This window comes from Pseudomonas sp. RGM2987, assembly GCF_022952855.1.
Taxonomy (GTDB): Bacteria; Pseudomonadota; Gammaproteobacteria; order Pseudomonadales; family Pseudomonadaceae; genus Aquipseudomonas.
Genome location: NZ_JALJDX010000153.1, coordinates 17,204 through 27,727, shown reverse-complemented (window position 1 = coordinate 27,727; position 10,524 = coordinate 17,204). Strand labels below are relative to the sequence as shown.

Below are 10,524 nucleotides of genomic sequence, written 5' to 3'. Positions count from 1 at the left end.
CCACAGGGGATTGGTGACAGGCGCAGAACCAATGAACATCCAAAATCCACTGTGGGAGCGGGCTTGCTCGCGAAGGCGGAGGCACATCCAACATAGGTGCAAACAGACCCACCGCTTTCGCGGGCAAGCCCGCTCCCACAAGGGATTTGCGCCAGACGCGAAAACCATTGAACACCCGAGTTCCACTGTGGCGAGGGAGCTTGCTCCCGCTCGGCTGCGCAGCGGCCGTGAAGTGATGAACACGGCCTGGCGCTAGCAGGCTCGCTCCCACAGGGGATTGGTGACAGGCGCAGAACCAATGAACACCCAAAATCCACTGTGGGAGCGGGCTTGCTCGCGAAGGCGGAGGCACATCCAACATAGGTGCAAACAGTGAGGTGGTCAACTTTTTCCGGACACCTCAATCGGTGTTTTTCAGGCTGCTTGCCGCTCGTACTGATTGGGCGGCAAATAGCCCAAGGATGAGTGCATCCGTGTTCCGTTGTAGAACCGCACAATGTAGTCCGTAATGTCCTTGATCGCTTCGCCTTGGTTGGCGTAATCCTTCCTCCAAACGCGCTCCATCTTCAGGTTCAAGAAGAAGCGCTCCATAACCGCGTTGTCCCAGCAGTTACCCTTGCGACTCATGCTGCAACGCATTCCATGCCGCTTCAGCAAATCCTGGTAATCCGTGCCTGCATACTGGCTGCCCCGATCCGAATGCGCGATCAGGCCCGGTTCAGGTTGCCTCTGCGCGATAGCCAGTTGCATCGCGCTACACACCAACTCTGCCCGCATGTGCGGTGCCATGGCCCAGCCCACGATCTTGCGTGAGTACAGGTCCATGACGGCCGCCAAGTACAGCCAGCCGCTGCGGGTGCGGATGTAGGTGATGTCGGCGACCCACGACTGGTTGATGCGCTCGGGGTTGAACTGGCGATTGAGCAGGTTCTCAGCCACCGGAAAACTGTGATTGCTGTCAGTGGTATGAACGAACTTGCGCTTCCAGATCGGGCGCAAATCCTGTTGTTTCATCAGGCGGCGGACCTTATGCCGCCCAACGGATACGCCAGTGCCGCGCAGCGCCTTCACCAAACGACGGCTGCCATAACAGTGCTCATTGGACACGAAGGCAGCCTTGACCCGAGCTGCAACCGAGCAGGCAGGTTTTGGCTTCAAACGCCGCTGACGGGCTTCGTAAAACCCTGAACGACTGATCCGCAACACCCGGCAGATACGCGCCACCGGATAGGCCTTGCATTGAATTTGGTGAACCAACTGGTGGATCACTTCAATTCGCGGGCAAAGAAGGCCGTAGCTTTTTTTAATATGTCATTGTCCGTCTTCAGTTCGCGGACTTGCTGTTCAAGTTGGCGAATACGCTGCTGGTCGCTGGTCAATGGTTTGCCAATCCCCGCACCGCCCAACTGCTCGGTTTGGTACTGCTGAACCCAGCGGCGCACGGCTGTGTCGCTCAAACCTAGATCGGTACAAACCGAGTTCACGCTCAGGCCTTGATCAACAATCATCTTGCAGACCTTCAACTTGAAGTCGGCGTCGAATTTTCTGTATTTTTTGGTCATGGGATATTCCTCAATGGGTGTATTTTCACCCATTGAGGTGTCCGGGGCCATTAGACCAGCTCACAGATCCACCGCTTTCGCGAGCAAGCCCGCTCCCACAAGGGATTTGCGCCAGACGCGAAAACCATTGAACACCCGAGTTCCACTGTGGCGAGGGAGCTTGCTCCCGCTCGGCCGCGCAGCGGCCGTGAAGTGATGAACGCGGCCTGGCTGATGCTCACATTCCAGGGATTTGGGTCCGCTTCGCGGCCCAGCGGGAGCAAGCTCCCCCGCCACGGGGTCGGGTATCACCTGGAAAATGATTGCTGCCCCACCGCTCAAAACAAGCGCTGCACCTGCTCCAGCACCGCGCGGTTCATCTGGCCGGTGTGGGTGTGCAGGCTCACATAGCTCTGGAGCATGTCGAGCTTGGTGTTGAGCAGGTCTCGACGGGCCTGGAATACCCGCTGTTGAGCATCGAGAATGTCCACCGTCGAACGCACGCCACCCTGGAAGCCCTTCTCGGTCGAAGTCAGCGCGCGCTGGTTAGACTCCACCGCCCGTTGCATCGCCTTGCTCTTGGCAAACCCGGCGACGACGCCCAGGTAATCGGCTTCGATGTCTTCGGCCAGCTGTTGGCGCTGCACATCGTAGTCGGACTGAGCACCGGCCAGTTGCGCCTCGGCCTTTGCCACCGAAGCGCGGACCGCACCGCCGCGATACAGCGGGATGTCCAACTGCACGCCGACGTAGTAGCTGTCCTGGCGCGGATCGAGTTCCTGGTATTGACGGGTTTCTCGACGGGTCAGCTGGGTGGTCAGCGACAGGGTCGGATAATGCCCGGCGCGCTGGCTGTCGGCCTGGGCCTCGGCGACTTTCACCGCCGCCAGCCGCGCCGCCAGTTCAGGACTCGCCTCACGGGCAATGGCCGTCCAGTACGGCAGGTCCTGCTCCGGCGCAATCGGGCTGCCGGCGGCGAGTTCCTCGCGCATCGGCTGGATGTCGTCGATGGGCACACTGGCCCGTCCCGACAACGCGCGCAACGCCGCCACGCGACGGGCCTGGGCCTCGGCTTCCTGGGCTTCCACCAGATCCAGGCGCGCCTGGGCCTCGTCGATATCGGTGATCGCGCCCTGGCCGCCCTGATAGAGCTTTTTACTCTGGATGACCAACCCATTGATCGCGGCTTTCTGCTGGGCAATCAGCTTGATCTCGTTCTCGGCCCGAGCCACTTCGAAATAGCCTTTGGCGACCCGGTCATACAGCGTCTGTCCGGCCACATCGTACACCTGGATGCCCAGTTGCCCCCGCGCCTTGCCCTCCTGATACGCTGCCCAGCGCCCCTTGTCATACAGCGGCTGTTGCGCCGCCAGGGTGATGCTGTTGGCCTGGTAATCGTTACTGTTGACGTAGCTCTGGTCGTCGCCGCCATCGGTACGCCCGCCATAACCGTAACGGGACGTCAGCGACACCTGCGGATACAGCCCACCACGGCCAATGGCCTCTTCCTGCCTGGAGGCATCGAAGGCATGGGCGGCGGTCTGCACGGTCGGGTCGTTGAGGCGCGAAGCGTCGTACGCCGCGGTCAAGCTCAAGCCACCCTCCCCAGCCCACACCGGGCTGATCGCTACCCAACCGGTGTACAAGCCCAACAGCATTCGCCCACGGTAACGACGACGATCGGTCATGCTCATTCCTCTTTGAACGCCGCCAGCAAGCGTTCGCGCAAAGGTTTCATCAGATAATTCATCAAGGTCCGCTCACCGGTCACCACCGTCACGTCGGCGAGCATGCCCGGGCGCACCCAGAGCCCGGCGCTCTGCAACGAAGCAACGGTTTCGGCAGGGATCTCGACCTTGGCCGAGAAGTACGGCTGGTGGGTCTGCTCGTTGATCAGCTGGTCCGCCGACACCGTGGTCACGGTGCCGGTGACCGTTGGCGTATCCACCCGTTGCAGGGCGGTGAAATGCACATGCACCGGCAATCCCGGACGCAACTTGTTCGCCATCAGCGGCTCGAAACGCGCGGTGATTGCCATCGGTGCGTCCAGCGGCACCACTTGCATCAGGGTCTGGCCGGCCTGTACGACGCCGCCGACGGTATGGATGCTCACGTCCATGACCTGCCCTGACGCCGGTGCGCGGATGCCACCGTTGTCCACTTCAAACTGCAAGGCACGAATCTGATCGGCATAGCCTGCCGCCTCGGCAGAGACTTCGCTGAGCTGGGTTTCGGCATCGCGGCGAAACTCCTGCTGCGCCTGCAACGCCTTGAGCCGGCTTTCGTTGATCGACTGACGGGTCCGGCCGACATCGCCGACACCTGAAGCGATCTGCCCCGCCAGTTGCGCCGCGTTGCGTTCAGCCTCGAACAGTTTGTTGCGCGGCACGTAGCCTTCGCGAGCCAGGTCCCGCAGGCCTTCGAGCTCCTGCTGCTGGAAACGCATCTGCGCGTCGTAGTTGCGCTTGACGCCTTCATAGCCTTGCAATTGCTGCTGCAACGCTGCGACCTCATGCTCGATGATCTGCAAGCGGCTGCCCAGTTCCGCCCGGCGCGAGAGAAACAACTGGCCCTGCAAGGCCATGGCCGCTTTCACCCGCGGCTCGTCGGCACGCTCCAGCAACTGCGCGGGCCATTGGATCTCGGCGCTGCCCAGGCGCTCGGCGATCAACCGCGCTTCAATGGCGCGATCGTTGAGCAGCTTACCGAGGGTCACGTCCAGTTTCGACTGCGCCTGCACGGTATTGAGCTGCACCAGCAACTGGCCCTGAGTGACCCGGTCGCCATCGCTGACCAGCAGCTTCTCCACCACCCCACCGACCAGCGATTGCACCGCCTTGCGCTCACCCGCCACCACCACCGTGCCGCTGCCGACGACGCCCTGGTCGAGCGGCGCGAGGCAGGCCCAAAGCAGGAATCCGCCCAAGGCGAGCACCAGAAATCCCACGCCATAACGGGCCGCGCCACCGGCGTCGGTACTGGCGCTGGGCAGCATCGTGGTACTGCGTACACTCAGCCCTTGCTCGCTGTAGGCATGGGCTCCGGGCGTCAGGTCACGCATCTTTGCCAGCCTCCCTGATCACGGTCGGTCTTGGTCCCGGCATCAACGCCTTGAGCACCCGGTCCCTTGGACCGAAGGCTTGTTGCGTGCCGTCCTTGAGCACCAGGATGTGATCAACCACTGCCAGCACATTGGGCCGATGGGTGATCAACACTACGGTGCTGCCAGCCGCCTTGAGCGCGTTGATCGCCTGGACCAGCGCCAGCTCTCCCGCTTCATCGAGATTGGAGTTGGGCTCGTCGAGCACGATCAGCGACGGGCAACCATAGAGCGCGCGGGCCAGCCCGAGGCGCTGCTTCTGTCCGCCGGACAGCCCCAGTCCGCCAGGCCCCAGCGGCGTGTCGTAGCCTTTGGGAAAGCGCAGGATCATTTCGTGAATCCCGGCCTGGCGCCCGGCGGCAATGATCTTGTCGGCGTCCTGTTCGCCGAAGCGGGCGATGTTGTCGGCGACGCTGCCGTCGAACAACTCGATGTCCTGCGGCAGGTAGCCCAGGTGTGGCCCGAGGGCATCGTGGGACCACTGGCTGATTTCGGCGTCATCCAGGCGCACCGAGCCACCCATGGCCGGCCACACCCCGACCAGCGCCCGGGCCAATGTCGACTTGCCGCTGGCGCTGGGACCGACCACCGCCAGCACATCGCCTTTGGCGAGGCTGAAGTTGATCCCGCGCAGTATCGGTTGCGTGGCGCCGGGCGGGCCGACATACAGCTGCTCCAGGCGTACCGCACCGGTAGGCGGAGGCAATGGCATGCGCAGTCGGTCACGTGGGTGCTGGGCAAGCAACTGGCTCAAGCGCTGGTAGCTCTGGCGCCCGGAATTGAATTGCTTCCACGAGCCAATGGCGATTTCCACCGGCGCCAGGGCCCGCCCTAGCAGCAGCGACATCGCGATCATCATGCCCGCCGACAACTGGCCCTCCAGCACCAGCAACGCCCCCAGGCCCAGGGACAGCGATTGCCCGGAGATACGTACGAACCGGGTGGCCGACGAGATCCGCGCACCGCGATCACTGGCGTGGGCTTGGGCAGCAATGATGCGCTGCTGCAACAGGCTCCAGCGCTGGCGCAACGGCCCCAGCATGCCCAGGGCCTGGATCACTTCGGCGTTGTGCAAGGTGCTGTTGACATAGGTTGCCGACTGCACGCCCAGCCGATTGGCTTCCCCCAGGCGCGTGCGCGTCGCCAGCTCGCCCCACAGCGCCAGGCCGACCAGCACCAGGGCCAGCACCAGCGTCAGCACGCCGAACCACGGATGGAAGATGAACGCCACCAACAGGAAGATCGGCAGCCACGGCGCGTCCAGCAAGGCAATCAGGCCCTGTCCGGTGATCAACTGCCGCAGTGTCGCCAGGTCGGTGAGCACCTGTGCCGGGTTGGCATTGTGCTCGCGCAGGCTGCGGGCAAATGCGGCGTCGAAAATTCGCTCGCCCAAGGCCTCGTCCAGCCCGGCGCTCATGCGGATCATTACCTCGCCACGCACCCACTCGATCAGCGCGCTGAACATGAACAGTCCCAGGGCGATCAAGGTGAGCATGAACAAGGTGGTTTCGTTGCGGCTGGTCAGCACGCGGTCGTACACCTGCATCATGTACAACGACGGCACCAGCACCAGCAGATTGATCACCCCGCTGAACAGTGCCAGTGACCAGAACACCCGGCGATAACTCAATAAAGCGGCATCAATGTCATGACGCGGATCAAGTAGCAAACCCATGGAATGTCGCCCGCAAAAGGAATAGTCGGTCCAAGACGCAATCCATCGCGAGCTTTTTGCCCTGAGATATCGAAGATAACTTTGTACGTAGCCTGACGTGCCGCTATCAGAGACGATCCTCGTCGCTACAGGCGCCCATTAATGACCACACGGCTACGCAATAGTGCCGGTTCGACGGGGTTGGGTTTGCAGGCGGGTGACAGACGGAAACGCCAGGCTGCAAGTGCGGCGTTTTCAGGCCTCGAATGGGCCTTGGCAGTGCAATTGTTGGCGCCAGTAACGTGGCGCCAACCGGTTGAAAATGGCGCGGTCTAGCCGAGGGAAACCGCGCTTTTTGCCTGCGGCGGATGGCGCGACGTCACCAGGCCGATAAAGGAAATTGCCAGCGCCAGGCCAAGGGTGGCGCTTACTTCGCTGCGATGCTCGGGCGTAACCATCATCACCGCCAGCGCGGCCGAGATGAACACGATCACCAGCCAGGTGAGCCAGGGAAACAGCCACATGCGAAAGGTCAGTTCGATGTTCTGGCGCTTCAGCATCCGGCGCATGCGCAGCTGGGAGATGGCGATCACCAGGTACACGAGCAGCGCGATGGCACCGGAGCTGGCAAGGAGGAACTGGAACAACCCCGCCGGCATGAAGTAGCTGAACAAGGTGACACCGGCGCCCAGTACCGTACTGGCAAGCACCGCGGCTCGCGGCACACCCACTGACGAGGTCACCTTCAACGCCTTCGGCGCGTCGCCACGCCTGCCCAACGAGTAGAGCATGCGCGAGGCAATGTAGATCGATGAGTTCATGCAACTGGCGACGGCGATCAACACCACCACATCCACCATGAATTTGGCGTGGGGAATGTTCATCAGCTCCAGCGCGCGCTGGTAGGAGCCCACCGAAGCCAGGAGCGGATCGTTCCAGGGCACCACCGAAATGACCACGAAGATCGACAGCAGGTAGAACACGCCGATGCGCCAGATCACCGAGCGCGTCGCCTTGGCGATGTTCTGCGCAGGATTATCCGACTCGGCGGCCGCGATGGTTACCGCCTCGGTGCCGATGAAACTGAACATGATGGTGATGAAGGCCCCGACAACTGCCGACAGGCCATTGGGCGCGAACCCGCCGTATTGCTCCATCAACCGGCTCAGGCCGCTGGCTTCGCGCTCGGGAATCCAGCCCATCAACACGGCGAAGCCCAGGCCGATGAAACCGACAATCGCCACGACCTTGGCCATGGCGAACCAGAATTCGAACTCACCGTACTTGGACACGCTGAACAGGTTGGTCACGGCCAGCAGGACGATGGACGCCGAGGCAAACATCCAGGCATCGACCGAAGGAAACCACTGGTTCAAGACATGACCGGCGGCCAGCGCCTCGATAGGGATGACCAGCACCCAGAACCACCAGTAGAGCCAACCGATGGTGAAGCCAGCCCAGCGGCCGATGGCCTGGTCGGCATAGGTGGAAAAGGACCCGGTGTCCGGGTTGGCGACCGCCATTTCCCCGAGCATCCGCATGACCAGGACCACCAGCAAACCGGAGAACAGATAAGCCAGCAAGACGGCGGGGCCGGCGGCGGCAATGGCATGTCCGGAGCCGACGAACAGACCGGCGCCGATAATTCCGGCGATGGACAGCATGGTGACGTGACGAGGCTTGAAGCCCTGTGCCAGATGGCCGTTCGAATCCTTGAAGGTCGGGCTTGTCATTGTTGTTGTTCTCTTGTGGCGACATGAAGGCACGCTGAGGGAGGTGACTGCTTTGCGCTTCGCCGCTTCTCCTGAAAGCGGTCGTGGGTGGTGGTTCGATTCCCTCAGGAATACGCGTACGGCGGAAAAAGTTGCGTCACGTTACCTGCCTTGGCGGCAAAAGCAGTTACCTGAAAACGCCACCTCGATGCCTGATCTCGCCGGACGAGATTGATAGAGCACCACCGCCCCACAGGGGTTCTGTGTTAGGAATGAGATAGGTGGGGCAACAACCATCTACTGTGTGGGCTTGCTCGCGAAAGCAGTCTGTCAGCTTGCATCAATGTTGGATGTGCCACCGTCTTCGCGGGCAAGCCCGCTCCCACAGGGGCTCTGTGGTAGGAATGAGATTGATGGAACAACAACCATCCACTGTGGGAGCGGGCTTGTTCGCGAAAGCAGTCTGTCAGCTGACATCGATGTTGGATGTGCCGCCGTCTTCGCGAGCAGGCTCGCTCCCACAGGTTGCGCAGCGTGCCTGCAGGTCCTGCATACGCCTTGCGCCTCCAGATCTGGCGGTGTTGTCCACGGCATCTTCCTCAAGCACACTCTGCCAGCGCCACTCCATCAACCCAGCATTCCAGGCCCCGTCGGCAGACAAACGAATAACCATGAACGAATGCCAAAGCATCATCAGAGCCAGGATCGAAGCGGCCGTGACGGCGGGCCAATGCGACACCATCGACTATCAATCAGAGTGGCTGGGCTACCTCCCATTTGGGGTCTATCACTGGGTTGAATGCCAAGGGCAAGACATCTCCAGTGACTTTCCCTTCGGTTGGTCCCTCGACGACCTGACTGTCCTTGAGCAGGCCGGGTTCCTGCACGTGCTCGACAGCTACGAAAATCCCGAAGACCACTTCGACCGCCATATCCGATACCGCGTCAGCCGCACAGCCCTGTTCACCGCCTGACCCTGTGGCGAGGGAGCTCGCTCCCGCTGGGTCGGTCCGACGTTTCGGGCGAAGCGGCCCCAACCAGGCCCACTCTCAGCACACTGATCACAACGGGTTCAGCGGCACACTATTGCCTTAAGAAAATAACTAAAAGTTATTTATTCTAATTTTTTTAGATCATTTAGATTAAGTCTTAAGCCCAAAGGCTAGCAGGGTGATCGTCAACAAGGAGCGTCGACCCTTACCCAACCATCAGTCACTCCATCACATAAAACGGGCCACCGTCATGCAGCTCCTGACACTTCCTCCCTCACCCGGCCTGGCCACGTCCATCCGTGCCACCGCCCAGGTTTTTGAAGACCCAACCTCCCGCGCCCTGCTGGCTCATTTGCAACAAGTGGCGCCCAGCGACGCCAGTGTCCTGATCATCGGCCAGACCGGGACCGGCAAGGAACTGGTGGCCCGGCACGTGCACAACCTCAGCGATCGCCGCGACAAACCATTCATTGCGGTCAACTGCGGGGCGTTTTCCGAGACGCTGGTGGAGGCCGAACTTTTCGGGCACGAGAAAGGCGCCTTCACCGGCGCGCTGACGGCCAAGGCCGGCTGGTTCGAGGAGGCCGACGGCGGCACGCTGTTCCTGGACGAGATCGGCGACCTGCCGTTGCCGATCCAGGTCAAGCTGCTGCGGGTGCTCCAGGAGCGCGAAGTGGTCCGACTGGGCTCGCGCAAAAGTATCAAGATTAACGTACGAGTGCTCGCAGCCACCAACGTGCAGCTGGAAAAAGCCATCAATGCCGGGCACTTTCGCGAGGACCTCTACTACCGCCTGAATGTGGTCAGCCTGGTGCTCAAGCCGCTGCGCGAACGCCCCGGCGATATCCTGCCGCTGATCCGCCACTTCATTGCCGAATACAGCCGGCGGCTGGGTCACCGTGATGTGACGCTGGATGCCCAGGCCCAACGCAAGCTGCTGGACTATTCCTGGCCGGGGAACATTCGTGAGCTGGAAAACGTGATCCATCACACCCTGTTGATCTGCCGAAACAGCGTCATCGGCGTGCAAGACCTGCACCTGTCCAACTTTCGCATCGAGCGCCAGGAAACCCCGCAGCAATGCACGCCGCAAACGGCCGAGGCGCTGTTGCAAAAAGCCTTCGAAAAACTGCTCGAACAGGAAGACGGCGATCTTTTTGAAAAGGTCGAAGCGCAATTGCTGCGCACCACTTACCGCTACGCCAACTGCAACCAGGTCCACACCGCCAGCCTGCTGGGCCTGAGCCGCAATGTCACCCGCACGTTGCTGATCAAGATCGGTGAGCTGGTGGTCAACAAACGCCGACCTGCGTTGGACACACGGGATGGCCGGGTGATCAACCTGTCGACCTGAGTGGCACAAACCTGTGGCGAGGGGAGAACCTGTGGCGAGGGAGCTTGCTCCCGCTGGGACGGTCCGACGCCTCGGGCGAAGCGCCCCCAACGAAGCTGACCGAATCAGCCTGACACACCGCGGAGACCGCTGGGGGGCTGCTGCGCCCCCCAGCGGGAGCAAGCTCCCTCG

General features: G+C 61.7%; 7 protein-coding genes. 2 read left to right on the top strand and 5 right to left on the bottom strand.

The window, feature by feature from the left end:
* Nucleotides 1-414 precede the first annotated feature (414 nt).
* The 5 genes from RGM2987_RS06365 to RGM2987_RS06345 form a co-directional block, all read right to left on the bottom strand.
* A protein-coding gene (locus tag RGM2987_RS06365) for an IS3 family transposase (protein ID WP_245139267.1) occupies nt 415-1,562 on the bottom strand; the annotation gives its coding sequence in 2 pieces (ribosomal slippage) (nt 415-1,307 and nt 1,307-1,562; 1,149 coding nt in all).
* Nucleotides 1,563-1,879: 317 nt separating this feature from the next.
* Nucleotides 1,880-3,229: a TolC family outer membrane protein gene (locus RGM2987_RS06360; protein ID WP_245139266.1), complete on the bottom strand. Its 1,350-nt coding sequence runs from the start codon at nt 3,227-3,229 to the stop codon at nt 1,880-1,882.
* Nucleotides 3,230-3,231: 2 nt separating this feature from the next.
* A complete protein-coding gene (locus RGM2987_RS06355; protein ID WP_245139265.1) occupies nt 3,232-4,602 on the bottom strand; it encodes an HlyD family type I secretion periplasmic adaptor subunit in 1,371 nt (456 codons plus the stop codon).
* A complete protein-coding gene (locus tag RGM2987_RS06350) occupies nt 4,595-6,316 on the bottom strand; it encodes a type I secretion system permease/ATPase (RefSeq protein ID WP_245139264.1) in 1,722 nt (573 codons plus the stop codon). The genes RGM2987_RS06355 and RGM2987_RS06350 overlap by 8 nt, the downstream gene beginning before the upstream one ends.
* 311 nt (nt 6,317-6,627) lie before the next feature.
* Complete coding sequence (locus RGM2987_RS06345) at nt 6,628-8,028, bottom strand: amino acid permease (protein WP_245139263.1); 1,401 nt, start codon at nt 8,026-8,028, stop codon at nt 6,628-6,630.
* A gap of 650 nt (nt 8,029-8,678) precedes the next feature.
* Here RGM2987_RS06345 and RGM2987_RS06340 point away from each other — a divergent pair.
* Both RGM2987_RS06340 and RGM2987_RS06335 read left to right on the top strand, forming a co-directional pair.
* Nucleotides 8,679-8,981: a hypothetical protein gene (locus RGM2987_RS06340; protein WP_245139262.1), complete on the top strand. Its 303-nt coding sequence runs from the start codon at nt 8,679-8,681 to the stop codon at nt 8,979-8,981.
* Nucleotides 8,982-9,249: 268 nt separating this feature from the next.
* Nucleotides 9,250-10,353 carry a sigma-54 dependent transcriptional regulator gene (locus RGM2987_RS06335; RefSeq protein WP_245139261.1) on the top strand — a complete coding sequence of 368 codons (1,104 nt, stop codon included), beginning with the start codon at nt 9,250-9,252 and terminating at the stop codon, nt 10,351-10,353.
* Nucleotides 10,354-10,524 lie beyond the last annotated feature (171 nt).

Bases quoted from the DNA above. Each gene is read 5' to 3' on its own strand.
- RGM2987_RS06360 (WP_245139266.1), bottom strand. From the start codon at position 3,229: ATGACCGATCGTCGTCGTTACCGTGGGCGAATGCTGTTGGGCTTGTAC.
- RGM2987_RS06340 (WP_245139262.1), top strand. From the start codon at position 8,679: ATGAACGAATGCCAAAGCATCATCAGAGCCAGGATCGAAGCGGCCGTG.
- RGM2987_RS06350 (WP_245139264.1), bottom strand. From the start codon at position 6,316: ATGGGTTTGCTACTTGATCCGCGTCATGACATTGATGCCGCTTTATTG.
- RGM2987_RS06345 (WP_245139263.1), bottom strand. From the start codon at position 8,028: ATGACAAGCCCGACCTTCAAGGATTCGAACGGCCATCTGGCACAGGGC.
- RGM2987_RS06335 (WP_245139261.1), top strand. From the start codon at position 9,250: ATGCAGCTCCTGACACTTCCTCCCTCACCCGGCCTGGCCACGTCCATC.
- RGM2987_RS06355 (WP_245139265.1), bottom strand. From the start codon at position 4,602: ATGCGTGACCTGACGCCCGGAGCCCATGCCTACAGCGAGCAAGGGCTG.